At 38.5% G+C, this 24,436-nt stretch carries 22 protein-coding genes; 14 read left to right on the top strand and 8 right to left on the bottom strand.

Features of this window, described 5'->3' with window-relative positions; all coding sequences use genetic code 11:
* Window positions 1-4 precede the first annotated feature (4 nt).
* The 12 genes from CW745_RS05670 (at window position 5) to CW745_RS05615 (ending at window position 13,881) form a co-directional block, all read left to right on the top strand.
* The gene (locus tag CW745_RS05670) at window positions 5-793 is read left to right on the top strand and encodes a VacJ family lipoprotein (protein WP_101107544.1); all 789 of its coding nucleotides are present in this window, start codon (window positions 5-7) and stop codon (window positions 791-793) included.
* 15 nt (window positions 794-808) lie between these two features.
* The gene (gene cmk, locus CW745_RS05665; protein WP_101107543.1) at window positions 809-1,486 is read left to right on the top strand and encodes a (d)CMP kinase; all 678 of its coding nucleotides are present in this window, start codon (window positions 809-811) and stop codon (window positions 1,484-1,486) included.
* A gap of 104 nt (window positions 1,487-1,590) precedes the next feature.
* Entirely contained in the window at window positions 1,591-3,261 is a 1,671-nt protein-coding gene (gene rpsA, locus CW745_RS05660) for a 30S ribosomal protein S1 (RefSeq protein ID WP_101107542.1), read from the top strand.
* A gap of 82 nt (window positions 3,262-3,343) precedes the next feature.
* Complete coding sequence (locus CW745_RS05655) at window positions 3,344-3,631, top strand: integration host factor subunit beta (protein ID WP_101107541.1); 288 nt, start codon at window positions 3,344-3,346, stop codon at window positions 3,629-3,631.
* Window positions 3,632-3,769: 138 nt separating this feature from the next.
* A complete protein-coding gene (locus CW745_RS05650; protein WP_101107540.1) occupies window positions 3,770-4,057 on the top strand; it encodes a lipopolysaccharide assembly protein LapA domain-containing protein in 288 nt (95 codons plus the stop codon).
* Window positions 4,058-4,063: 6 nt separating this feature from the next.
* Window positions 4,064-5,227, top strand: coding sequence for a lipopolysaccharide assembly protein LapB (lapB, locus tag CW745_RS05645; RefSeq protein WP_101107539.1), 1,164 nt, complete (start codon window positions 4,064-4,066; stop codon window positions 5,225-5,227).
* Between the two features lie 104 nt (window positions 5,228-5,331).
* Window positions 5,332-6,033, top strand: coding sequence for an orotidine-5'-phosphate decarboxylase (gene pyrF, locus CW745_RS05640; RefSeq protein ID WP_101107538.1), 702 nt, complete (start codon window positions 5,332-5,334; stop codon window positions 6,031-6,033).
* Window positions 6,034-6,050: 17 nt separating this feature from the next.
* Window positions 6,051-6,737, top strand: coding sequence for a MaoC family dehydratase (locus CW745_RS05635; protein WP_101107537.1), 687 nt, complete (start codon window positions 6,051-6,053; stop codon window positions 6,735-6,737).
* 322 nt (window positions 6,738-7,059) lie between these two features.
* Window positions 7,060-9,006 (top strand): flagellin, encoded by a 1,947-nt coding sequence (locus CW745_RS05630; RefSeq protein WP_101107536.1) that lies wholly within the window; start codon window positions 7,060-7,062, stop codon window positions 9,004-9,006.
* A 101-nt stretch (window positions 9,007-9,107) separates the two neighbouring features.
* Window positions 9,108-9,494: a flagellar protein FlaG gene (locus tag CW745_RS05625; RefSeq protein WP_101107535.1), complete on the top strand. Its 387-nt coding sequence runs from the start codon at window positions 9,108-9,110 to the stop codon at window positions 9,492-9,494.
* Window positions 9,495-9,671: 177 nt separating this feature from the next.
* Window positions 9,672-11,735, top strand: a complete 2,064-nt coding sequence (gene fliD, locus CW745_RS05620; protein ID WP_101107534.1) for a flagellar filament capping protein FliD — start codon at window positions 9,672-9,674, stop codon at window positions 11,733-11,735.
* Window positions 11,736-11,886: 151 nt separating this feature from the next.
* On the top strand, window positions 11,887-13,881 hold the full coding sequence (locus CW745_RS05615; protein WP_101107533.1) for a 6-hydroxymethylpterin diphosphokinase MptE-like protein: 1,995 nt from the start codon (window positions 11,887-11,889) through the stop codon (window positions 13,879-13,881).
* A gap of 198 nt (window positions 13,882-14,079) precedes the next feature.
* Here CW745_RS05615 and CW745_RS05610 read toward each other — a convergent pair whose 3' ends face one another.
* The 8 genes from CW745_RS05610 to fliS are packed head-to-tail and all read right to left on the bottom strand — an operon-like array spanning window position 14,080 to window position 21,372.
* Window positions 14,080-15,117 (bottom strand): nucleotidyltransferase family protein, encoded by a 1,038-nt coding sequence (locus CW745_RS05610; RefSeq protein WP_101107532.1) that lies wholly within the window; start codon window positions 15,115-15,117, stop codon window positions 14,080-14,082.
* Window positions 15,110-15,790: an acylneuraminate cytidylyltransferase family protein gene (locus CW745_RS05605; protein WP_101107531.1), complete on the bottom strand. Its 681-nt coding sequence runs from the start codon at window positions 15,788-15,790 to the stop codon at window positions 15,110-15,112. The genes CW745_RS05610 and CW745_RS05605 overlap by 8 nt, the downstream gene beginning before the upstream one ends.
* Entirely contained in the window at window positions 15,790-16,845 is a 1,056-nt protein-coding gene (locus CW745_RS05600) for an N-acetylneuraminate synthase family protein (RefSeq protein WP_101107530.1), read from the bottom strand. Before CW745_RS05600 ends, CW745_RS05605 begins: the two co-directional genes overlap by 1 nt.
* A complete protein-coding gene (locus tag CW745_RS05595; RefSeq protein WP_101107529.1) occupies window positions 16,832-18,292 on the bottom strand; it encodes a NeuD/PglB/VioB family sugar acetyltransferase in 1,461 nt (486 codons plus the stop codon). The genes CW745_RS05600 and CW745_RS05595 overlap by 14 nt, the downstream gene beginning before the upstream one ends.
* A complete protein-coding gene (locus tag CW745_RS05590; RefSeq protein WP_101107528.1) occupies window positions 18,279-19,427 on the bottom strand; it encodes a LegC family aminotransferase in 1,149 nt (382 codons plus the stop codon). The genes CW745_RS05595 and CW745_RS05590 overlap by 14 nt, the downstream gene beginning before the upstream one ends.
* Before the next feature lie 9 nt (window positions 19,428-19,436).
* Window positions 19,437-20,627, bottom strand: coding sequence for a UDP-N-acetylglucosamine 4,6-dehydratase (locus tag CW745_RS05585; protein ID WP_101107527.1), 1,191 nt, complete (start codon window positions 20,625-20,627; stop codon window positions 19,437-19,439).
* A 47-nt stretch (window positions 20,628-20,674) separates the two neighbouring features.
* A complete protein-coding gene (locus tag CW745_RS05580) occupies window positions 20,675-20,971 on the bottom strand; it encodes a hypothetical protein (RefSeq protein ID WP_101107526.1) in 297 nt (98 codons plus the stop codon).
* 8 nt (window positions 20,972-20,979) lie between these two features.
* Window positions 20,980-21,372 (bottom strand): flagellar export chaperone FliS, encoded by a 393-nt coding sequence (fliS, locus tag CW745_RS05575; RefSeq protein WP_101107525.1) that lies wholly within the window; start codon window positions 21,370-21,372, stop codon window positions 20,980-20,982.
* Window positions 21,373-21,707: 335 nt separating this feature from the next.
* Here fliS and CW745_RS05570 point away from each other — a divergent pair, with 335 nt between their 5' ends.
* Both CW745_RS05570 and CW745_RS05565 read left to right on the top strand, forming a co-directional pair.
* Entirely contained in the window at window positions 21,708-23,159 is a 1,452-nt protein-coding gene (locus tag CW745_RS05570) for a sigma-54 dependent transcriptional regulator (protein WP_101107524.1), read from the top strand.
* A 161-nt stretch (window positions 23,160-23,320) separates the two neighbouring features.
* The gene (locus CW745_RS05565) at window positions 23,321-24,436 is read left to right on the top strand and encodes an ATP-binding protein (RefSeq protein ID WP_101107523.1); all 1,116 of its coding nucleotides are present in this window, start codon (window positions 23,321-23,323) and stop codon (window positions 24,434-24,436) included.

The raw sequence follows: 24,436 nt of genomic DNA, 5'->3' as shown, positions 1-24,436 counted from the left end.
ATTAATGAGAAATGGAGTTCAACTGTTATTAGCAGGCCTAATAAGCTTGCCACTTACAGTTAACGCACAAAATGCACAAGGAGATTATGAGTATCTGACAGAGATGAGTGATCCTATTGAGCCAATTAATCGCGTCATCTGGGATTTTAATTATCTTTTTCTTGATACTTATATATATCGACCCGTTACTGAAACTTATGTTGATTGGGTTCCTACTCCTGGGCGTAAGGCAATCAATAATTTTGTATTAAATTTTGATGAGCCATCTACGATGGTAAATAACCTGATTCAATTGGAATTTGCACTCGCCGCTGATGCGCTACTTCGCTTTTCTATTAATTCCACTTTTGGGTTATTGGGCTTTATTGATTTAGCTGAAAAAGGAGGCATTCCTAGACGCCGAGAAACATTTAGTAATGTACTTGGACGTTGGTATGTACCTCATGGGCCTTATTTGATGGTGCCGGTACTCGGCCCTCGTAGTGCAAGAAAGTTAGTTGGTGGATTTGTTGATGGCCTTTATTTTCCTATGAGCTACCTAGCCTTTTGGCAAAGTGGTGCATTATGGGGGCTAGATGGTCTTGATAAGCGTGAAAGTGTGCTTGGGCAAGAGAAATTACTGGAGCAGTCACTTGACCCCTATATCTTTGCTAAAGAAGCTTATATTCAATATGAAGCATTTAAGTTCTATCAATTCAGTGAAGATATAAATTTATTGATGGAAGAAAAACGACAGCGACAATCATTCGATGAGAATCAACATCTAGATGACTTTATGGATGAGATAGATTAGAGGATTAAAATTATTATGAACATCATTACAATTGATGGCCCAAGTGGATCTGGTAAGGGCACTGTTTGTCATATTTTAGCCAGTAAGCTTGGTTGGAATTTATTAGACAGTGGCGCGTTATATCGCATTTTAGCGTTTGCCGCATTACAAGAAAATATCGCCTTAGATAACGAGTCAGAATTAGCTGAATTAGCGCTTAATTTACAGGTGGCTTTTGTTTCTAATGGTGTTGGTGTAGACACTATTCTAAATGATCAAAATGTGGGTGATAAATTACGTACCGAAGTTGTTGCAGAGGCCGCTTCTAAAGTCGCATCGATTCAAATCGTTCGCGATGCGTTACTTGCTCGCCAAAAGGCGTTTTATCAAGCACCAGGTTTAATAGCCGACGGCCGTGACATGGGCACTGAAGTTTTTCCTGATGCTCCCGTCAAAGTGTTTTTAGATGCCAGTGCCGAAGAGCGCGCGCAACGACGCTTTAATCAGTTGCAAAATAAAGGCTTTAATGTTAGCATCGCGCAAATTTTAAGCGAAATCAAAGACCGTGACTATCGTGATAGAAACCGTGCTGTAGCGCCTTTGCGCCCTGCAACCGATGCCATTGAGATAGATTCAACCTCATTATCTATTGATGAAGTTGTAAGTCAAGTTATTGATTTAGTTAAGCTTAAACTCAATTTGGCAGTAAAATAACTTACTGCTTTTTATATATCGTTTTATGGATGAAATGATAATTTTTCTTGCCTCCCTCGCGAATGGATTGTGATGGGTTGTATAAAATAAGTGTGAATAAATAGATGATGGAATCTTTTGCTGAACTATTTGAAGAATCTCTTCAACAGGTAGAAACTCGCCCAGGTACAATTGTTAAAGGTACAATTGTTGGAATTCGTAATAACCTAGTATTCGTAGATGCTGGTCTTAAATCTGAAGCTGCTATCGATGCTGCTGAATTTAAGAACACTGCTGGCGAAATCGAAGTTGCTATCGGCGATGTTGTTGATGTAGCGCTAGATGCGGTAGAGGACGGTTTCGGTGAAACTAAACTTTCTCGTGAAAAAGCGAAACGTCACGAAGCTTGGATCCAGCTTGAGAAAGCATATGAAGACCAAGAAACTGTTATCGGTGTTATCAACGGTAAAGTTAAAGGTGGTTTCACTGTTGAATTAAACGGTATCCGTGCTTTCCTACCTGGTTCATTAGTTGACGTACGCCCTGTACGTGACACTGCTCACCTTGAAAACAAAGATATTGAATTCAAAGTGATCAAACTTGATCAAAAACGTAACAACGTTGTTGTATCTCGTCGTGCTGTTATCGAAACTGAAAACAGTGCTGAGCGTGATGAGCTACTTGAGAATCTTCAAGAAGGTCAAGACGTTAAAGGTATCGTTAAGAACCTAACAGACTACGGTGCTTTCGTAGACTTAGGTGGTGTTGACGGTCTACTACATATCACAGATATGGCTTGGAAACGCGTTAAGCACCCAAGTGAAATCGTAAATGTTGGTGATGAAATCAACGTTAAAGTTCTTAAGTACGATCGTGAGCGCACACGTGTTTCACTAGGTCTTAAGCAACTTGGTGAAGATCCATGGGTAGCAATCGCTAAGCGTTACCCTGAATCAACTCGTCTAACTGGTAAAGTAACTAACTTAACAGATTACGGTTGTTTCGTAGAAATTGAAGAAGGCGTTGAAGGTCTTGTTCACGTTTCTGAAATGGATTGGACTAATAAAAACATCCACCCATCTAAAGTTGTTAACTTAGGTGATATGGCTGAAGTTATGGTTCTAGACATCGACGAAGAACGTCGTCGTATCTCTCTAGGTCTTAAGCAATGTAAAGCTAACCCATGGGAAGAGTTCTCTTCAACACACGATAAAGGCCAGAAAGTTTCTGGTAAAATCAAGTCTATTACTGACTTCGGTATCTTCATCGGTCTTGACGGTAACATCGATGGTCTAGTACATCTTTCTGATATCAGCTGGGATGTTGAAGGCGAGAAAGCAGTTCTTGATTACAAAAAAGGCGACGAAATCGAAGCTGTTGTACTTCAAGTTGACCCAGAGCGTGAACGTATCTCTCTAGGTATCAAGCAAATTGCTGCTGACCCATTCAATAATTACTTAGCAGAAAATAAGAAAGGGTCTATTGTTAACGGTACTATCGCAGAATCTGATGCAAAAGGTGCAATTGTAACTCTTGCTGATGGCGTTGAAGGTTACATCCGTGTTGCTGATATTTCACGTGACCGTATCGAAGATGCATCTACTGAGCTTAAAGCTGGTGATTCTGTTGAAGCTAAATTCGTAGGTGTTGATCGTAAAAACCGCGTAATTAGCCTTTCTATTAAAGCGAAAGATGAAGCTGAAGAGAAAGAAGCAATCGATAGCTTGAAAGAGCAAGATGAAGCAAGCATGGGTAATGCAATGCTTGACGCATTTAATGCAGCTAAAGGCAAATAATTAATGGGGAAGGGTAGCAATATCCTTCCTAATTAATCTGGAGTCTGCTTACTGCATTCGTTAACTTAAAATGAGGTAAAATATGACTAAGTCTGATTTAATTGAGAGACTAACCAGCAAGCACTTTCAATTGTCGATTAAAGAGGTTGAAGATAGTGTAAAAGAAACGCTACAACTGATGACGGATTCTCTTTCCCAAGGTGAGCGAATTGAAGTTCGAGGTTTTGGTAGCTTTTCATTGCATTATCGTGCACCACGTATTGGCCGTAATCCTAAAACAGGAGATAAGGTTGAGTTGGGTGGCAAGCATGTACCGCACTTTAAACCAGGCAAAGAGTTGAGAGAGCGGGTTAATGCCGTTAATGCATAATGCATATTAAATTTGAAAATGGTGCTTATAAAGCACCATTTTTTTTGCCTAAATTTTAGCGAAAGTTAAATCACGGATTTATTAGCTGCTCAATTTATAATACACTTAGTAAACCATTCATTCCTATAGAGCTGAAATATGAAACGTTTTCTAACTATCATGCTTATCGTTTTACTGTTTGCCATAGCGATTATCTTAGGTTTGAAAAATCAGCAATTGGTGAATATAAATTATTTACTCGCGCAAAGTGAAATGCGCTTATCAACCTTACTTGCGATTAACTTCTTGCTCGGGTTTGTTGTCTCAGCCTGTTTTGGTTCTCTTTTTTATCTCCGCTTAATGATAAAAAATCGTCAGTTACGTAAACTGAATAAGAAACAGCGTAAAGAATTGAACCTGTTACGTACCACTCCTGAAAAAGATTAACACTTAGTGCAAGAGATATTCTTCCTTTTATTACCTATCGCTGCCTTTTATGGTTGGTATATGGGGGTGCGCAGTGTGCACCAAAAAAAGCAGAAAAAAGAGAATAAACTCAGTAGTGACTATGTTAAAGGGCTTAATTTCCTTCTCAGCGATCAGCCAGATAAAGCGGTCGATCATTTCATTGCTTTGCTTGAAGTTGACAGCGAAACGATTGAAACTCATCTTGCGCTTGGCAACCTGTTTCGTCAGCGAGGTGAAGTAGAGCGCTCGATTCGCATTCATCAGAACTTAATTGCGCGTCCATCATTAACACGTGAACAACGTGATCTTGCCATGTTACAGCTAGGCAAAGACTTTTACCAAGCAGGGCTGTTTGATCGCAGTGAAGAAATTTTTGTACAGCTTAAGTCATCGCCAGAATATAAGCAGGTCGCGCTTGAGAATTTACTAAATATATATCAGCAATTAAAAGAGTGGAAGGATGCTGTCAGCGTCACTGAAAGTTTAAATAAACTTGCTAAAGGAAAGGCAAAGCGACGAACGCTTGCTTATCTTTACTGTAGTTTAGCTTCGGAAATGGATGAAGAAAAGGCTCAGGTTAAACTATATAAGAAAGCATTAGATATATTTCCTGCTTGTATTAAAGCAAGTTTAGCCTTAAGTGACTTTTACCAGCGATATAACCGCTTAGATAAAGCTTTAGAGACGTTACAAACAATACCTGAAGTGGATATTGAGTTTTCCGAGGTCATTCTAGATAAGCTGTTGTTATTGCACCAACAGCTAGGGCGTGAAGAAGAGTTGATTACTTACTTGTATCGTATTATCAGTTTGGGAGCTGGTGCAAGTGCGGTTATCTTGCTATCTAAATTGATTGCAGAGTTTCGCAGTGTTGAAAAAGCACAGTCTTTTATGCTTCAAGAGTTACGCCGTAATCCAACGATGAAAGGCTTTAATCAACTGATGACTTACCACTTAACGCTTTCGGAATCATCAAGTGAAGTAGAAAGCTTATCATTCTTGCAAAAATTAGTTGCTCAGCAGATAAAACTTCGTCCACAGTATCGTTGTCAAAAATGTGGCTATTCAAGCAACAAACTGTTTTGGTTATGCCCTTCATGTAAAAGCTGGGGAAGAATTAAACCTATACGGGGCCTAGATGGCGAATAATATAAAGTGGTCAGCTATCTATTGGTAGTGAGCAGCTAACGCATTAGCATTATTAAATATATTGGAAGTAGGAGCTAAGTCCTACCTTATAGAAGAGAATAAAAATGAATCAAATTATCGACCCTAAAGTCGTGATCGCATTAGATTATGATAATAAACAAGCTGCATTAGATTTTATTAATCAACTTGATCCAACAACTTGTCGCTTAAAAATTGGTAAAGAGATGTTTACCCATTTTGGCCCTGATTTTGTCAAACAGATTGTAGATAAAGGTTTTGATGTGTTTTTAGATCTTAAATTCCATGATATTCCTAACACTGTTGCCAAGGCTGTAAAAGCCGCCGCTGATCTAGGTGTTTGGATGGTAAATGTCCATGCTAGTGGGGGGCGTCGAATGATGGAAGCTGCAAAGGCAATTCTTGAGCCTTATGGCGATAAAGCACCTCTGTTAATTGCGGTTACCGTGTTAACCAGTATGGATGAAAGTGACTTGTTAGAGCTTGGTATTGAATTATCTCCGCTTGAGCAGGTAAAGCGCCTTGCTACTCTAACTAAGTCATCTGGTCTTGATGGCGTTGTTTGTTCATCACATGAAGCAACAGAGCTAAAAGCTTTATTGGGTGAAAAGTTTAAATTGGTTACTCCTGGTATTAGACCAGAGGGAAGTGATAGTGGCGATCAACGCCGTATTAAGACGCCTAAGCAAGCGGTAGACTCTGGATCTGATTATTTAGTGATTGGTCGTCCAATAACGCAAGCAAGCAATCCTGCAAAAGTGTTAAAAGAAATAAATGCAACACTCTAAGTTGCAGGAACTGTTAAATGAAAAGATTTGATATCAATAAATATAAAGCGGAATTTATGGAAAAATTTGCGGTCGACTTTACACCGTGGATGTCTCCAACTATTCGTGACTATTATTCACTGTTTATCAAAAAGGCAAACAGTAACCGTGAACAACTTCGCTCTTGGGTTAAAGAGTACTCTATTTTAAAAGATGGCAAAACAGTCAATGTTGCACAAAAACCTATTCAACTTAGCCCAGATGCAAGGGAGCTATTTTTGAAACTGCAATCACAAATTGGTGAAGAGGTGCATGTTGGTGATTGGTTGACGATTGATCAGACCCGTATTGATCAGTTTGCAGAGATCACTGAAGATAAACAATGGCTACATAATGATGTAGAAAGGGCTAATAGAGAGTCCCCTTTTAAAACAACCATTGCACATGGTTTTTTGACATTATCACTGCTTCCGCGTTTAACGGACAGCGTTGATCCTGATAAACCACTCTATCCTGATGCCAAAATGACGGTGAACTACGGTTTAAATCAAGTTAGGTTCCCCTATCCAGTTAAAACAGGTAGTGTCATTCGCGCGCACAGTCGCTTAATAAAAGTAACCCCTATAAAGCGTGGTCTTGAGATAGAAAAAGAGATCTCTGTCGAAATTAAGAATACACGTCGCCCAGGCTGTGTTGCTGTTTCAGTCGTTCGTGTTTATTTTTAGCCTGTACTTTAAAATATAAATACCTTTAATTTTATAGCGTTAGCAACTATTTGTTAGCGCTTTTTTAGTTTCTTGGTTATAAAAACACTCTTTTTAAAAAATATTCCCATTCTTCCTAAAGTTATTTTTTCTACTGTCGATAAAGTTATTAAGTCTGAACATCGACTGTTTTGAAAATGAACCGCTACTTAAACAAAGTTAAAAATCGTTAAATTTTTTCTAAAGTTATTTTTTAAGCGGTCGATACAAGATACATACTTAATCAAACTGAATACAAGTGCATTAAAGCTTAATTCAGGAAATTATAACTAAGGAGCACATCATGGCTGCAGTAGTAAATACCAATGTAATGTCTTTGAACGCACAGCGTCAGTTAGGCAAATCACAAGCAGTAAGTAACCAAGCAATGGAACGTTTATCTTCTGGTCTACGTATCAATAGTGCAAAAGATGACGCCGCTGGTCTTGCAATTTCAACCGGTATGCAATCTCAAATTAAAGGTATCAATCAAGGTGTACGTAACGCTAACGATGGTATCTCTATGGCGCAAACCGCAGAGGGTTCAATGGATGAGATGACAAACATCTTGCAGCGTATGCGTGAGCTATCTGTACAAGCAGCCAATGATACCAACTCTTCATCAAACAGAGCATCAATCCAAAAAGAGGTTGATCAACTATACTCTGAATTAGACCGTATCGCAGAAACAACACAGTTCAATGGAATCAACTTATTAGATGGTTCAAACTCATCAACTACGTTACAAATTGGTGCGAATAATGGTGAAACATTATCGTTCTCAATTGATGCGGTAACAACTAAAGATCTAAATCTTAATGCTGTTTCAGGTACTGGTGACTTGAATGGTGGTCGCACCAATTCAGCCGCTGATATGACCACGGGTACGGTTACCCTTAATGGTGTTGCGTTAAGTGGCGCAGCGGTAACTGCTGGTGATTCGGCAGAAGTAGTAAAAGAAACTGTTAATGCAAGTCAGGGGTTAACAGGAGTTACTGCCTCTGCTTATAACACAGTAGAAGGTAATGGCGGAATAAGTGGTACTACAGATGGTACATTAAGTATTAATGGTACTGTTATTGGCGCTACTGCTGATACAACTGAACTAGTGGATACAATCAACCGTGATGTATCAGGTATAACTGCTTCATTAAGTAGCGATGGTGCCCTCGTATTAAGTAACGATACGGGTAAAGATATCACTATCGATGCAGGTGGTGCTCAAGCTGGTCTAACTGATGATGACTATGCTGGTTATGTTGCTCTTACAAGTGCGGATGGTGAGGCGATTGAAATAGGCTTAACTGATGCTGGTAGTACCGCAGATGTACAAGCACTAGGTTTCAATGTGTCAACTGGCTCAGACGTGGTTAAAGGGGGCTCTGTTGTCGGAACTACGATCACTTCAAATGATGCTATTCAAATTAACGGTGTTGACCTAGGTGAAGTGAATGGAACCTCTGCTGCTGATAAAGCCTTTGCTATTAATGCCATCTCAGATGAATCTGGAGTAACTGCTTCAGCAACAACAACAGTTTCATACTCTGCTGAAATTTCATTAGCAGCTGCTGAAACGGGCTTTAATGTGAATGGTGTTAAAATTGATTTAACTGGAGCGATGACTAATGCAACAATGGATGACTTGGTAAATGCTATCAATAATTCAGGTGTTCAAGGTGTAGTCGCAAGTGCTGATGCAGATTCAGGTGAACTAGTGTTAACTTCACAATCTGGTAATGATATTAAAGTTTCAGCAGACTCGAATGCAATGTTAATTGGTAATGCCGCTAATGCAACAGTGACAACAACTGGCGAAATTACGCTTACAGGTGAGAGTGGAAAAGATGTCGTTATCACCAGTAATGCTGCCGATGAAGCGACAAAAGATACTGCACTCGCAAAACTGGGCGTGACTTCGCAAGGTGGTAGTGATACTGCTGTAGGTATCGGTCTTAGTGTAACCAGTGCGGCGAACGCATCAAATTCAATCGACCGAATTGATGACGCTTTAGGTAAAATCACCGAGTCTCGAGCAAATCTAGGTGCGATTCAAAACCGTTTAGGCTCTACTATTTCTAACTTGGAAAATGTATCGCAAAACTTATCGGCGGCGAATTCACGAATCCAAGATGCTGATTTTGCAGCTGAAACTTCGAAAATGAGTAAAGCGCAAATCTTACAACAAGCGGGTACATCGATGTTAGCGCAAGCAAATGCTTCATCACAAAGTGTACTATCAATGCTTGGGTAATAAGCTGGGTAGCTAGATAACATGGCACAATAATAGCTCCCTATTTTAGGGGGCTTTTTTGCCATTAACAGGTTGATAAAATAATTGAATTTGGAGGCGTTATGTCAGATTTAAATGTAGCGGTATCACCAACAGGTTTAGTTGGTCTAGATAATGAAAAATCGCAAAAAGAAGCGATTAATAACAATAAGACAGTTGCACCAAGTGAACAGATTAATAAAATAAATGTAACGGAAAAGGCTGAAGAAGCGCCCAAAGAAGCATCACCTAAAGAAGTATCGCTTGCCTTAGAAGAGGTGAGTGCATTTGTCCAAAGTATGCAACGCAACTTATCGTTTAGTATTGATGAGCAATCCGGAGAAGAGATTATTTCGGTGACTGATGCTGAAACACAAGAGGTGATTCGTCAAATTCCTTCTGAAGAGTTAGTCGTATTACGTAAAAAAATGGATGATGTGGTAGGTATACTGTTCGATACCAAAGTGTAAAGAAAGGTTTTGTTTTCGTCGCCGTACTATAATCATTACCTAAGCGTGTTATTTTTACTTGGGCAATATCATTTTAAATTAGTCAGTAACTCTATAATTTAATGTTGTTTTATATTTTTATGGCTTAGTTTTTGCATCGTTTTTGCTGTCATCTATTTTAGCAAGCAAGGAGTTTCTATGTCTTCAATCACCTCAACAGGCCTTGGATCTGGTCTCGATATTAACTCTATTGTGACCGCTATCGTTGGCGCAGAAAAAGATCCAGCTCTTGCTAAAATGACTAAGTCTGCAGCAGAAGCAACTGCACAAATATCAGCATTTGGCATGCTCAATAGTGGCCTTTCCGCTTTTAAATCATCCTATAAAGATTTAGCGCTCAGCTCCTCTTTTTCTGCAGCTTCCTATTCAAGTAGCGACAGTGAAATTTTAGATGCAAAATTGGGCATCGGTGCAGAAACGGGCAACTGGGAGTTTGAGGTTAATAAGCGTGCTCAAGCACATACGATCGTCTCATCTACAGCTAATTCATTCTCAAGTGTTAACGAGCCAATTGGCACCGGGACGATATCATTCCGCTTTGGAGCATACAGTGGCACAGGCAATAGTGCTTTCGCTGTAGATGCAGATAAACCAATAGAAACATTAGAGATTGATGCCTCAAATAACTCTTTAGCTGGCATGCGTGATGCGATTAACGATGGCGATTATAGTGTTAGTGCATCGATCATCAATGATGGTGATAACTATCGCTTAGTGTTAACCAGCAAAGATACCGGAGAAGAAAGTGCGATTGAGTTAACCGTTTCAGATGATGACGGTAACAATACCGATGGCACAGGTCTTTCTCGTTTTACCTACAGTGCAAGCGATAAGAACCTTGATCAAACCTCTGCTGCTCAGGATGCCGAAATTGTGATGAATGGCATTACAATCACGCGTGATAGCAATGAAATCACCAGTGTAATAGAAGGGGTAACACTGAATTTAAATGGCACGACAGAGATTGGAAAAACAGTAAAACTATCAATTAACCAAGATACCAGTAAAGTTGAAGAACAGATCCAAGCATTTGTTGATAACTACAATAGTACGATAACCCAGATGAATGAGCTAACAGCATTTAATGGCGTCGGTGCTGAAAATGGTATTTTAAATGGTGATAGTACAATTCGAAATATTCAAAGCTTAATGCGTGGTGTATTAAATACCCAAGTAGATCACATTGAAGGTTCTGTTCACAGCTTTGCTGATTTAGGGTTATTAACAGCGCGTGATGGTACTTTAGAATTAGATAGTACTAAATTTGCCGATGTATTAAAAAATGATATGGCTGGCGTTGCCGATTTTTTCACTGCATCAGGAGCTGCTAGTGATGGGTTGGTCTCTTTTGAAAGCAATAACAGTTTAACTAAACCCGGTACATATGGTGTAGAAGTAACGCAGATAGCGACTCAAGGGCTATTAACGGGTGTGGATATTAGTACTAATTTCCCATTAACCATTGATGCCGATAATGATACGTTTAAAATGCGTGTCGATGGTTCAATTTCCAATGATATTAATCTTGCACAAGGCTCCTATGCAACGATTGGTGATTTGATGACTGAGTTACAATCTAAAATTAATTCAGATAGTAACTTTATCGACAAAGCGATCAGTGTCAGTTTAGCTGAAGATGCAGGCAAAATAGCGATCACCTCAAACAAGTATGGTTCAACTTCTAATGTTGCTTTTACAGAAGTAGATACTAATTTTTTAGCTGGTTTAGGGTTTGGAGTACAAGCGGGTACCGCTGGTGTGAATGTTGAAGGTAAAATAGATGGTGTGGATGCATTGGGTGATGGGCAGTTCTTACTATCAGAAAGCGGTGATTCAGCGGGCATTAAATTATTAATTGAAGGGGGCGCGTTAGGCTCTCGAGGCGACGTCACCTTTGCTGAAGGTATGACGGTAGTCATGAATAATTTACTGACAAGTATTATCGATAAAAGTATTACTTCAACGAGCGGTGATGTTGATCTGAGTGAAGGGGTTATTGATAGTAAAATTGATTCATTATATAAAAAAATTAATGACCTTGAGCGACAAGAAGCGGACCTTACTTATCGTACCGATAAGCTTGAAGCGCGTTTATACAAAGATTTTAATGCTATGGATATGGCGGTGTCAGCCCTTGGAAATACCATGAATTACCTTACAAGCGCATTAGATGCACTGCCGGGTTATACCCGAGATAATTAAAAAATAGTATTCCTTAACAACATTTAATGCGCTATTGATTTTTGATCCATGGCGCATTTTTTTATTTATTTCAGAATGTTATAAATTCTGGATAGCAACTTGCATATTGCTCACTATAATCAATTATTAAATCCAATAAGCGAGTTTATTTATGACGCAAGCGATAGATCCCCTCTTAGATATTCAAACTAAACTGCTCCGAGCGACGTTCGTCAATAATATGGCAGTCTTAAAAAAATTCATGCCTGATGTTTATAAGTTTTATGAAAACTACACTCCGACGCGAGTAAAATTAATTTTTGACGAAAATGGACATCTAAATCTGGTATCAAATGGCAACCTAATTTATGACGATGATCCACAAAAGCTGAGTGAACAGCAAGTTAGTGAATTTTTAAAAAAACCTAGACACTTTACTTACCATGTTCAGCGAGATGGTAACCGGACTTATGAGCATGAAATAACTTTAGATAAGATTGTTGATAAACGTGTAGATGAGATTGGTTTAAGTACTTCAGCTCCCTTTTCCAAAGGTGACCAAATCGATTTTATTGCTTTTATGGGGACGGGGTTAGGACATCACCTACAAAGTATATTTAATCAAGTCGATATACGCTATGCCTTTGTTTATGAACCTGACGTTGATTGTTTTTATTGTACGCTTCATAGCGTTGATATTGGTGACATGATTAAGTCATGCTTTGCAAAAGGCGGTCAATTAACATTACAAATTGGCGGTAATGCCAATGGTTTCGTCAATGAGATAGCTAAAATATTCAAACGCAAAGGTTATTTTAACGCTTCTAGGTTATTTCTATATAGGCATTACCTTAGTGATCAGACTAATGAAGCATTTCAAATGGTACACGATCTTGCCCATCGTTATGTAAGCGGGTGGGGGTTTTGTGAAGATGAAATCATTGGTATCAGCCACACTTTGTCGAATATTACAGAGTCACAATTTCCATGCTTAGTTGATTCAGCAAAAGCGAAGAAAAGAGATCTGCCAGTATTTATTATAGGTAATGGACCTTCACTTGACGCGAGTATTGAATATTTAAAAGCACACAAAGGAGAAGCGATTGTTTTTTCTTGCGGTACAGCTTTAAAAACACTACTGAATAACGACATTACACCTGATATTCATATCGAGATGGAGCGTCCTGCTATTTTATTAGATCTTGTTTTAAAAATGGGAGAAAAGGAGAAGCTTAAACAGATCGATCTAATCTGTTTAAATACAGTTTATCCGGAGGTATTAAAATTATTTAAGAAAGCACACCTTGTGCTTAAGCCTCTTGATGCTGGTGGTGCTTTCGTTAGAGAGTTTATTTCCGATAAATTTACTGAGGTTTTGTACTCTAACCCAACGGTATCGAATGCGGCTGCATCAATTGCCATAGAGATGGGGTTTGAAAAACTTGTTTTATTTGGTGTCGATTATGGTTTTAGAGATGATCAGCGCCACCACTCTAAAGAGAGTATTTACTATCATGATAATGCGGATTTAAAATTTAACCTGCCTACTATGAAAGGTAATCTAAAAGTCCCTGGAAACTTTGTTGATGAAGTTTTAACGACTCAAATTTTTGATGCTTCGCGAATGATGCTAGAAATGTTATTACAGGCTAATCCAAATGTTACTTGTATTAATACAAGTGATGGAGCAAAAATAGAACTGTCTACTGCTTGCCGAATTTCAGATTTACCTTTGCATAAAAATATTAATGAAAAGTCTCATGTTGTGGCTAATTTATTGGAAGAGTGCTTCGAGTATCAGGAGGGCCTTAAGAATAACTTAAATGATGAATTTAAATTATTAATACCTAAGTTTAAAGTTTATATTAAAAAATTACAGTCATTTACGAAAGGTGTAAATACAAGAGTTGAGCTAGCAGAGGCATTCTCTAAGCAATATGCATTTTTAAATAATACGGAGATAAATAGGGCTAAAACAATTTTTCAACGATTTATAAATGGCTCATTAAACTATATGCAATCGAACATTATGAGTAATGTATACCTTTTTACCGAGCGTGAACCACAAGAGCAATATATTAAGTTTTGTTTAGAAACGCTAAATACTCATTTTGATTGGCTATTTGTTGAATTAAGTGAAAATTACAACAAGCCTGCGAAGTTTTAATCGCAATGGAATTTAGAAAGTGCTCTCGTATTGCGCAGGAAAAACTTAAAAACTACCAAGGCGTGAGGTGCAGAAGTTAGTTATTCTCCCTTCCAAACTCACAACACAGGTAGGGTGAATTTTAACAAGTAAGACAGATCGCTTTTTAATTCTTTAGCTATGATCTAAGGCGACACACTTTTGTTAAGGTGTGTCGCTTCATTCCGATACTTTATAATTATTCATATCTTGATTGGCTTGATGTAAATCGCTTTTTTGGCCAATGTCTAACCAATAATCATGTAGGTTAAACACAGAACATTGTTTGCCCTTATCAATGAAGTGTTGAAATAGAGTTGGCATATCATAAAACTGGTTTCTAGGAATTGCATTTAATGCCTCTGGGTTTAATACATATATCCCAGCATTTATATTGTAAGTTGAGACTGGCTTCTCTTTTAGATCTACGATCTGTGATTTTTCATCTGTCACCACAACACCAAAAGGAACCTGTAATTCGTATGGTTGCACACACATAGTGGCAATGTTGTTTTTGCTTTGGTGAAACGATAGCAGCGCATTAACATCGACATCGGTTAACACATCACCGTTAATCACGAAAAAGGGGGACTCTATTGTTTGCTCGATTAAACTTAACGCGCCTGCGGTGCCCATTCTTTTTTCTTCAATAATATAATCTATTTGCACCCCAAATTTATTACCATTGCCAAAGTACTCTTTAATTACCTCTTTTTTGTAGTTTAAACAGAAAATAAAACGTCGGAAATCCTGATCTCTAAATTGTTCGACAAGGTGTCGAAGCATTGGCCTATCGCCTACCTGTAGCATCGGTTTTGGGGTGTCTTTGGTTAATGCTCCTAATCGTGAACCTAATCCGCCTGCCATTATCACAACCACATTTTGCTTTGAAACAAAATCAATAGCATCGAGTGAAAATACGCCTTTGAAAATACCGTTATCAATTAAGGGCATGTGGCGTCGATGTAGTTTTTTAAGGTGTGCAATAATCTCTTTTTGTGGGGTGTTATAATCGATCGTGACAGGGTCTTTATTAATAATGTCAATTATTTCAGTTTTTTTGTTGAGTATTCCTCGACGTAAATCCCCATCTGTTAGTATGCCAAGTAGGTGCTTTTGTTGATCAATAAATGCAAGAAACCCAATGCCAGTTTCATCTAATGCTTTTATTGCATCATAAAGAGTGCTTTGTTCAGTGAGAATGAAGGTATTACGCATTTAACTTCTCCAATAAAAAGGCTGCATAATTAAAATCATCGATGCTATCAATATCCACAGAGCGGGTTCGAGGCATAATGAAAGGATATGATTTTTCAGAATAATATTTTCGCGATGCGATTAATTTATAGCTGAATACATATATCGCTCCATTGGGAAAATAGCTCGGTTGCAATGCTTGTCTGTTATCTATGTTATTTGGCAATATATCTTCTAACTGACCAGATTCGTTAAGGTATTTGTGCCAGGAGATAGGGTGATGCTCTTGACAGTAACTAATAACAGAATCGGCCTGTTTCTTTTTAAATAGCGCTATCGCCTGCTCAATATCTTCACTGTTTCTTAATGGTGAAGTTGGTTGTAATACTACAAATTCTTTAATATTCGCGTTTTGTTCACGATTAATTCGTTCAATTGTATAGATGTAATTATCAATTGCCATTGCCGTATCTGTCGCTAACTCTTGCGGCCTTAAAAAGGTTTCTTGTGCGCCATAGTTAATCGCTACATCGTAGATTGCTTGATCATCTGTAGAAACTAATACGCTTGTTATGCTTGAGCAAGCTAGCGCTGCCTCGATGGTGTAAGCAATCAGTGGCTTGCCATTGAGGAGTTTAATATTTTTATTAGGTAAGCCCTTTGAGCCACCTCGAGCAGGAATAATCGCCAACATTAAGTTAAATCACTTTTGCTAAGAATATGATCAAAGGGTAAATCTTTATTAATTCGCATGCCCAGAATAAACTCTGTTAATTCTGGCTTAATACCTGTGCCGGGACGTTTATAGTCAATATCATTTAGGTTAATGACTTCACCCTTTTTCATTGCTCGGCTGAGCACAATACTACGCCTAAATTCAGCTATTTTTTCTGCTGATTCCGGTGCTTTAATGCGAAAATCACCCAGTGCATCATTTATCCTTTTAGCGCCTTTGACGATGGCTGTTAATTCATCCTTGGTTGCTGATACTTTATGGTCCCAACCTTCCATCTCTTTATCGAGCGTAAAATGTTTTTCAATTATCGCTGCACCAAGAGCGACTGAAGCTAAAGGGATATCAATGCCAATGGTGTGATCTGAAAAACCAATACAGTAATCAGGGTAAGCCTTCATTAACGTAGTTATATTATTCAAATTTACATCGCTATCAACAGGTGGGTAGGTTGAGACACAATGCAATATGACTATTTGTGTATTACCGGCCGTTTCAATCGTGTTGATTGCTTTGTCTATTTCGCTTAATTCACTGAGACCGGTGGAGATAATCATTGGCTTACCCTTTTTAGCTAAATAGTCTAAAAAGGGTAAGTTGTTTAAGTCCATTGAAGCGACTTTGATGAAAGGAGAATGTAGCCTCTCAATAAGAAAATCCGCTTCCTGTTTAGAAAAGGGAGTAGAAGAACAATCGATACCTACATCATCACAGAATGATTTCATTTCAAGTAGCTCTGTTTCTGAAATAGAGTATTCTTCAACAATCTCTTCGAGCGTATAATCGCTTCTATCACGGTAATCATCTGCGATGAAGTAGTTATCCTCGTACTTGACCCTTGCGAAGATGGTGTCTTTACTCCAACTTTGAAATTTTACACAGTCCGCGCCAGCGGCTTTTGCTTCAATAATTAATTTTTTCGCTAGCGCCATATCTCCATTATGATTTGAGCCAAGCTCTGCAATTATGTAGGGTTTTGAGTAATTATTAATATCAACATGCTTAGTTAATTTCATCGGTGCAAACCTGTAATTCCCACCAGAATAGTGGCTTAGTTAAATTGGAGTTTAAGGTGATTAATTTTTCTAGGTATTTCTTATTGCTGATCTGAGCTTTTAGTGTCTGTATTTCAAGTAACAGCTTAGTGTACTGTGGCCCATGATGCTGTAAGTTTTTATAATGGAGTTCTTTGGTATTTATAATCTGAGAAATCAAGTTGCTGTTGATACTTCCCGCTCCAATTGTATTGCTATCATGCTGACGATAATATGTGATGCAATCTTGAGTAAAATGCGCCGTTGCGCCATTCATCAGTAGTAAGCTAAAAAAATACCAGTCAACAGCGACTAGCTCATCAGGAAAATTAATTAAAGAGATGGGCACGGCATTTAAGTTAATGGCAGTATTAGATAAGCCTAAAAGGTTTTTATGGAGAATAAAGTCGAGTGAAATCGATGTGCGGTTAGTTAAGCGTTGAGAGTAAATTTTTTCATTCTCAACTTGTCCATTACGCACGGAAGTCAGATCGTTAACCACAATATCCGCTTTGATTAACCCTTTCAGGGAAGCTGATATACGATTTTTGCTGAAAGTGTCATCACTGTCTGCAAAAATTACTTTTTGAAAGTTATTCACCTTTGCAAATTGTAGTAAGTGAGCTCTATTTTTGGCAATAGACCCTGCAGCTGGTAATTCAATAATTGATAGCTTTGGGAACTGTAGCTTGATTTCATTGAAGTTTTTAAAGCCATCGTTGAGCATAATAATAGTGAATTGTGAAAAAGATTGAGATTGCATCGACTCAAAAAAATCAACTACAAATTGCTTCTGCATTGGGAAGATGGTGGTTAATACTGCGACTTTCGGATTTGAAATACCGCTAAAACAACGATTCGCTTTGATAAAGCTATTTTTCTCAACGCTAACACCCTGTATACACACCGCATTACTGCCAATAAAAGAAGACTCTTTAACGCAAACATTACCATTAATGGTTGATGCAGTAGATATATGGCAGTTATTCTCTATTACACAATCATGCTCTACGAGTGCTTTACTGTTGATAATACAGTTATCACCAATCGTTACTTGGCTGTTAATAAGGGCGTGATGCATCACAATGCTACCCTGACCAATGCTCGCTGATTTTGCTACATAGGCAATAGGTGAAATGACGGTGGCTAACTTACCCTTTAAGGTGATGATTTTTTGTAATAATTTGTTACGGACTTGTGCATTGCCCATATGGCCAATGGTAATTAAAAAATGACAATCATCGTTGATAAATTGCACTAAATCTTCATCGCTTCCAATATAGGGGTAGCCAAGCAGTGTTTGCCCAATTTTTTCTTTAACATCCAGAATGCCTTGTATTTGATAGCGTTGCTCTGTCTCGATAACATCTATACAAGCTGTGCAATGGCCCCCTCCACCAATTAGTATTAATTTATCAAGATATTTCATAGGGGCTACTTGGTAGGTTTATTAAATGTTTTTCAATATATTCTGAGTTATCCATTTTTCCTTTTAGTGCGTTGCTAAACATCGGTAAACGATGCATTAATTTCCAAATGGGGCGGGTCATGACTCCCTGTTCATTGGTTTTAATAAGCAGGTTATCACGCACTTTTTCGTTTGGGCATATGATTGCATTTAGCCAATAGTTAGAGTGAGCTTGTTTAGGCTCGACCACAAAGGTTAAATCAGAATGGTTAAAGTATGTTTGGTAGCGTGCCGCTAATGCTCTTTTATTCTCTAAAACTTGCTGTAAAGATTCCATTTGAGCACAACCAAGCGCTGCATTGAGGTTTGGCAAGCGATAATTAAAGCCTAGTTGGTCATGGAAGTATTCATAGGGGTGAGCAACTTTGGCTGTTGTGGTGATATGTTTCGCGTGCTCTCCTGCTGATAAATCATCACAAAGGATCATACCACCACCACCTGTCGTAATGATCTTATTGCCGTTAAAGCTAATCGCACTAAACTTGCCAAACGTTCCTGTATGTTGGCCTTGGTAAAACGAGCCTAAGCTTTCTGCTGCGTCTTCAATCAGTATTAAATTCCACTTTTCACATATTCTTTGTAACTGCTCTAATTTGGCTGGGTGCCCAAAGGTGTGCATAGGAAGAATTGCTTTGATGTTTTGTTTGCTAAGTTTATGCCTGCATTGGCCATCACAATCTAGTTCGGCATGTTGCTCAAGGTATTGCGCAGTGGCATCAGGACAGAGGCTGAGGGTATCTAAGCTGATATCAATAAAAATAGCTTGTGCACCAAGTTGATATATTGAATTGCAAGTCGCAACAAAGGTAAGGGACTGCGTTAGTACGAGATCATGCTCTTTGATTCCTGCGAGGTATAAGGAAGCATGAAGTGCTGCACTTCCATTAACCGTAGCAATGGCTTTTTTTGCGCCTGTATAGCGTGCGATATCGTCTTCAAACCTATCAACATACTTTCCAACGCTTGAAACAAAGGTGCTCTCAAGCGTATCTAATACATAGGCCTTTTCATTGCCCTGAAACGTCGGGCTATGTAACGGAATAAAGTCGTTTGTTTGGTAGATATCGCGAATAAATTTAGTTAATTGATGATGCATAGGTTGGCCTTACATCTTACTGTCTAAGTATTTGCCTGTTTCTTTATGGGCAAAGCAGGGTAAGGTTTGGTTAAACAACTCAACCAGTTGTTGTTTATTCCATTGTTGTGTTTCTTTGAGTGCTGATATGCTTTTTTCAAACTCAATAATTTTGGCCTCATCATAAGCTAACTCATTTTTAATGATCCCTAAATTTGGATAGCTATTCATCTCCAGCTTTTCAGAAACGGTGTAAAACTCTTCGAAATCTTTTTCACCAGTGGTATCACTTTGTGTGAAAAGGCAGGGCCATTTACCCTGTTGTGGTAAGTGATCTATCAATGCTCTAGCTTCATCTTCTGAATCGCAAACATGTGCTTCATAACCGAGTTGCTGAAGATACTTTTTAGCGATATCTGCAAATGAAACTAAGTGCAAAGCTTCACTTAGTTTTGGAAAGAAGATATCCCTATTTTCGCCAAATATGCAGGACATTAAACAGAGCTCTCCAGATTCTTGTGGAGTGACAAAGTAACGTTTTATGTCGTTTGGTGCGACTATCGGCTGCCGTTTCTGTATTCGTTGGTTGAATCCATGAAGCAATGAGCCATCAGAGAATGCGACGTTAGCAAAGCGCGCTGTTGATATTGTAATTTCAGCGCTACGACGCATTAAAAACATCTCCATAATGCTTTTTGAAGCGCCCATCATGTTGACTGGGTTAGCCGCTTTATCCGTTGAGACACAGAAATATTTTTTAACATTGTTGGCTATTGATTGCTGGAGTGTTTTTTCGGTATTAAATACATTTACATCAATCATGCGCATTAATGTAAAGGGGTCTTTTTCACTACGCACATGTTTTAAAGCCGATAAATTTAAAACATAGTCGTAATGACCATCTGATTTAATAAAGGCATCATATTCAATTGAACCAATATCTAATGCATATGTTTGGAAATCACCTTTGATATAACCTAGCGAACTGCGAATATCACGCACTAACTCAACAATATTATTTTCGCTGATATCCACAAGGTGAAGTTTTAATGGACTGCGTTTAAATATCTCTTTCGCAACCGCTTGCCCGATTGAGCCTGCCGCGCCTATGACTAAGAACTTACTTTGCGAAATTATTTCACTAAGTTGCGTCTCATATTGGTTAATGTCATCGGTGAATAGTGCCTTTTCGCGACCAATTAAAGAAAGAATTGCAGTCAAATTTGTAGATCCTTACATTAAATAAGATATTTCAGCTTAAAAACCTGTTATTTATAAGCTTTTATTTTATTTTTATTACGCTGTTGTTGTAACGACTTTTCTTTTAACGCTTGATAATAGTGCTCCGATCTATTTTGTAACTCTGCCACTGCATTTTCTAGCTTTTTTAATTGCTCAACTTTTGTGGCCAATACTTGCTCTGAGTTGTTATCTAGCAATGCTTTTATTTGATCTGAAAAAAGATCTTGATGCTGTTGAAAGGCTTCATATTGTTCATTGTCTAACAAATCTGAAAGCTTTTCTTCGAGTGCAAATAGGTTTGCTAATTGGGTTGAAATATCCATTGATACCACTACTTATACTGTTGACGTATATCTTGCGGGATACCGTCCCAACCAGACTTTATCTCGGTAATGAGCGCACTAACTTCAGCTAATGGTGTGGCATCATTTTTGATGTTTGCACTATTTACTTGCGAGATCATATAGCCATATAAGCCATACAGGTTCTCTGAAAGTTCACCGCCTTGCTCCATATCTAAGCTATTTTGCAATTCGCCAATCAAACCAATCACCTTAGTGAGCATCTTATTTCTGTTTTCAATTTCTTTACGCTCTATCGCGCCTTTGGCTCCCGCTAAATTTCCTAATATATGCTGCATAACAAGTGAAATAAGCGTATGTGGATCCGCTTGTTCGACATGAGCTAGATTTGTATTCTGATATTGTTTTATCGAGCGACGCATTTTGCTTCCTTAACTAATTACTTTCAGTCTATCTATTATGATTGTATATCTGCTTTCTATAAATACATCTTTTCTTTCGATTAGGTGACACTTTTGACCACTAATATGATAAATGTCTTATTAAAAGCGCTTTTAACGTTGATTAGTTTTATTAAAGCAAGAACCATTCCTACTTTGTAAGCACCTGTTTTCTTAATTTAATAGTCATTACTTTTTTATTTTAAGTAGTGTGAAGCGTCATTTTATGGTCATCGTCATGTTTTTGACCATAATCATACGCAATTATGAAAAACTGTCCTAGACTTGGCGATAGTTAAATTTTAAGAGTGAATTTTATGGAAGAGAGAGCACCGGTATATTTAGTTGCAGTTGAAGAAAAGCAAGCTGATATATTAAAAACCGTATTACATTTCGTTGGCGAGCATTGTGAAACTGTTGCAAGTGATGATTTACAACAGAAAGTGAGTGAGTGTAAGCCACTGGCTGTCATTTATGGTGATTTACTTTCAGAAGCGTTGTCAGAAGCATTTCCACAGCTACCTTTTTTAACCCTCGAAGGCGAAGATGGTGCATCTCAAACCGTTGGAAATCATTTAGGTGTCTTAAGTGTGCCAATCGTTTATGAGCAATTAACGCAACTATTACATTATTGCCAGTCATTCCATAATCCAGGAAAGAAATTACAAAAAGCCAACCATTATCTAACTAAATCATTGGTTGGGCGTGGGTTGCGTATTCAAGAGATACGTTATTTGATTGAGCAAGTGTCAGATAGTAACGCTAACGTACTTATTCTTGGCGAATCTGGCACTGGCAAAGAGGTCGTTGCGCGCGCCATTCATGAGGTTTCAAGTCGTAAAAAAGGGCCGTTTGTACCCATAAACTGTGGTGCAATTCCAGCTGAATTATTAGAGAGTGAGCTTTTTGGGCATGAAAAAGGCGCATTTACAGGCGCATTTTCAGCACGTAAAGGTCGTTTTGAGTTAGCTGCTGGTGGCACGCTATTTTTAGATGAAATTGGCGATATGCCGATGCCGATGCAAGTTAAGTTGTTACGTGTGTTGCAAGAACGTACCTTTGAACGTGTTGGTGGTACTAAAGCTATACAGGCCGATGTACGTGTCGTAGCGGCAACTCACCGTAATTTAGAAGAGCTTATCGTTAAAGGGGAATTCCGAGAAGATCTCTATTATCGATTAAATGTTTTCCCGATTGAGAAACCCGCTTTACGTGAGCGTCAAGAAGATATCCCACTACTGTTGCAAGAGCTATTATCACGTTTGGAAGGTGAGCATAAATCGACATTGCGATTTACACAACGTGCTCTGGACTCTTTAATGCAACATAATTGGCCGGGTAACGTACGTGAATTATCAAATCTATTAGAGCGTTTATTGATTTTACATGCGAATAAAATTATAGATTTGAATGATTTACCATTGAAATATCGTTATCTTGATGCACAGGGAGAGGCGATTGAACATATTCAATATAGCGAAGAAGAGGAGTCACTTGCAGAGCGTGATGCGTTATCGGGCATGTTTGGTGATGCGCCTGTTGTTGCAGAAGACTCTGAAGTGTTTGATGAATCACAAGGTTTCCTCGGGCATTTACCTGCAGAGGGAATGAATTTAAAAAATAAGCTAACCGAATTTGAGATAGAGATGATTCGCCAAGCACTTGATAGTCAAGATGGCGTTGTTTCTCATGCTGCAGAGTTACTGTCGATGCGTCGTACGACTTTGGTTGAAAAAATGAAAAAATATGGCCTCAATAAAGAAGGTTAAACACACTTTTCTTAGGTGTTAATAAGCCCATTTTAGATGGGCTTTTTTGTCTGTCATTTTTGTGGCGGTTTCGTTTTAACTCTCTGTTGTAAAACAGCTTTTATTGGTTGGCATAAATACTGCTTGTACCTGCTTATAGCAAACTTTAAGTAGGTGATAACATGACTAACTATAAGCCCAATCTAACTTCGCATAATGAGACTTCAGATCTTGAGCAAGAATCTTTTGCTGGTGAGTTAACACAGCTACGTGCGCAAGCCGCTTATATGGACCAACTATATAGTGAGTTGCCCTCTGGTCTTATCGTTATTGATGGTAACGGTGTTATTGAGCAAGCTAATCGTGTTGCATTATCTTTATTAGGCGAGCCTTTAGAAGGGTTATTATGGAGCGATATCATTGAGCGTTCATTTTCACCTAAAAGTGATGATGGTCATGAGATATCTTTAAAAAATGGGCGTCGAATTCAATTATCAATCTCTTCATTAAATGGTCAACCGGGTCAACTGATATTGTTAACCGACCTTACTTCTACGCGTCAATTACAAGAGCATGTCGCTAAATTACAACGACTTTCATCGCTGGGAAAAATGGTTGCTTCATTAGCACATCAAATCAGGACTCCTCTTTCTGCTGCTATGTTATATGGTGCTAACCTTGCTAATAAAACTCTCAATGAAAGTTCACGTTCCCGCTTTCAGGGAAAGTTGATGAATCGTCTTAACGACTTAGAAACCCAAGTCAATGACATGTTACTTTTTGCTCGTAGTGGTAACCAAAAAATAATCGATGAGGTGTCGTTGGTGTCATTACTTGAAGAGGTTCAGGATGCCAGTGAAACACTATTGCAACAGGTCGGTGGGCACTTACAGTGTCGCTTACCTGATCCTGACTTGCTGATCATGGCCAATAAAAGTGCACTAGCCAGTGCCATGACTAACCTTATCTCTAATGCTGTCGAAGCAACGGGAAAAGGGGCGCAACTGTATATCAGTACGCAGCGTCGTGGTAATGATAGTGTTGAAATTTCTGTAATGGATAATGGCCCTGGTATTGAAAAAGAAGATCTAGCGAAGGTGATGGAAGCATTTTATACCACTAAATCACAGGGTACAGGGCTTGGATTAGCGGTGGTGCAATCTATCGCACAGGCACATAAAGGTAGCGTCGAGGTAAAATCAGAGTTTGGCAAAGGCAGTTGCTTTACAATGGTTTTACCGCTACATCGGGTAGGTGAGTATCGAGGTGTCGCCCTTAACCAAGCAGTAGGAGGTTAA

This window comes from Psychromonas sp. psych-6C06 (assembly GCF_002835465.1).
GTDB lineage: Bacteria > Pseudomonadota > Gammaproteobacteria > Enterobacterales > Psychromonadaceae > Psychromonas.
Note: the sequence above shows the minus strand (reverse complement) of the source record. Positions and strands in the feature narration are given on the sequence as shown.

Coding starts and splice junctions, on each gene's coding strand:
- CW745_RS05570 (WP_101107524.1), top strand. CDS start 21,708: ATGGAAGAGAGAGCACCGGTATATTTAGTTGCAGTTGAAGAAAAGCAA.
- fliD (WP_101107534.1), top strand. CDS start 9,672: ATGTCTTCAATCACCTCAACAGGCCTTGGATCTGGTCTCGATATTAAC.
- CW745_RS05590 (WP_101107528.1), bottom strand. CDS start 19,427: ATGCATCATCAATTAACTAAATTTATTCGCGATATCTACCAAACAAAC.
- CW745_RS05605 (WP_101107531.1), bottom strand. CDS start 15,790: ATGTTGGCGATTATTCCTGCTCGAGGTGGCTCAAAGGGCTTACCTAAT.
- CW745_RS05635 (WP_101107537.1), top strand. CDS start 6,051: ATGAAAAGATTTGATATCAATAAATATAAAGCGGAATTTATGGAAAAA.
- CW745_RS05655 (WP_101107541.1), top strand. CDS start 3,344: ATGACTAAGTCTGATTTAATTGAGAGACTAACCAGCAAGCACTTTCAA.
- CW745_RS05565 (WP_101107523.1), top strand. CDS start 23,321: ATGACTAACTATAAGCCCAATCTAACTTCGCATAATGAGACTTCAGAT.
- CW745_RS05630 (WP_101107536.1), top strand. CDS start 7,060: ATGGCTGCAGTAGTAAATACCAATGTAATGTCTTTGAACGCACAGCGT.
- CW745_RS05580 (WP_101107526.1), bottom strand. CDS start 20,971: ATGGATATTTCAACCCAATTAGCAAACCTATTTGCACTCGAAGAAAAG.
- cmk (WP_101107543.1), top strand. CDS start 809: ATGAACATCATTACAATTGATGGCCCAAGTGGATCTGGTAAGGGCACT.
- CW745_RS05670 (WP_101107544.1), top strand. CDS start 5: ATGAGAAATGGAGTTCAACTGTTATTAGCAGGCCTAATAAGCTTGCCA.
- CW745_RS05650 (WP_101107540.1), top strand. CDS start 3,770: ATGAAACGTTTTCTAACTATCATGCTTATCGTTTTACTGTTTGCCATA.
- CW745_RS05615 (WP_101107533.1), top strand. CDS start 11,887: ATGACGCAAGCGATAGATCCCCTCTTAGATATTCAAACTAAACTGCTC.
- CW745_RS05600 (WP_101107530.1), bottom strand. CDS start 16,845: ATGAAATTAACTAAGCATGTTGATATTAATAATTACTCAAAACCCTAC.
- CW745_RS05595 (WP_101107529.1), bottom strand. CDS start 18,292: ATGAAATATCTTGATAAATTAATACTAATTGGTGGAGGGGGCCATTGC.
- pyrF (WP_101107538.1), top strand. CDS start 5,332: ATGAATCAAATTATCGACCCTAAAGTCGTGATCGCATTAGATTATGAT.
- fliS (WP_101107525.1), bottom strand. CDS start 21,372: ATGCGTCGCTCGATAAAACAATATCAGAATACAAATCTAGCTCATGTC.
- CW745_RS05625 (WP_101107535.1), top strand. CDS start 9,108: ATGTCAGATTTAAATGTAGCGGTATCACCAACAGGTTTAGTTGGTCTA.
- rpsA (WP_101107542.1), top strand. CDS start 1,591: ATGATGGAATCTTTTGCTGAACTATTTGAAGAATCTCTTCAACAGGTA.
- CW745_RS05610 (WP_101107532.1), bottom strand. CDS start 15,117: ATGCGTAATACCTTCATTCTCACTGAACAAAGCACTCTTTATGATGCA.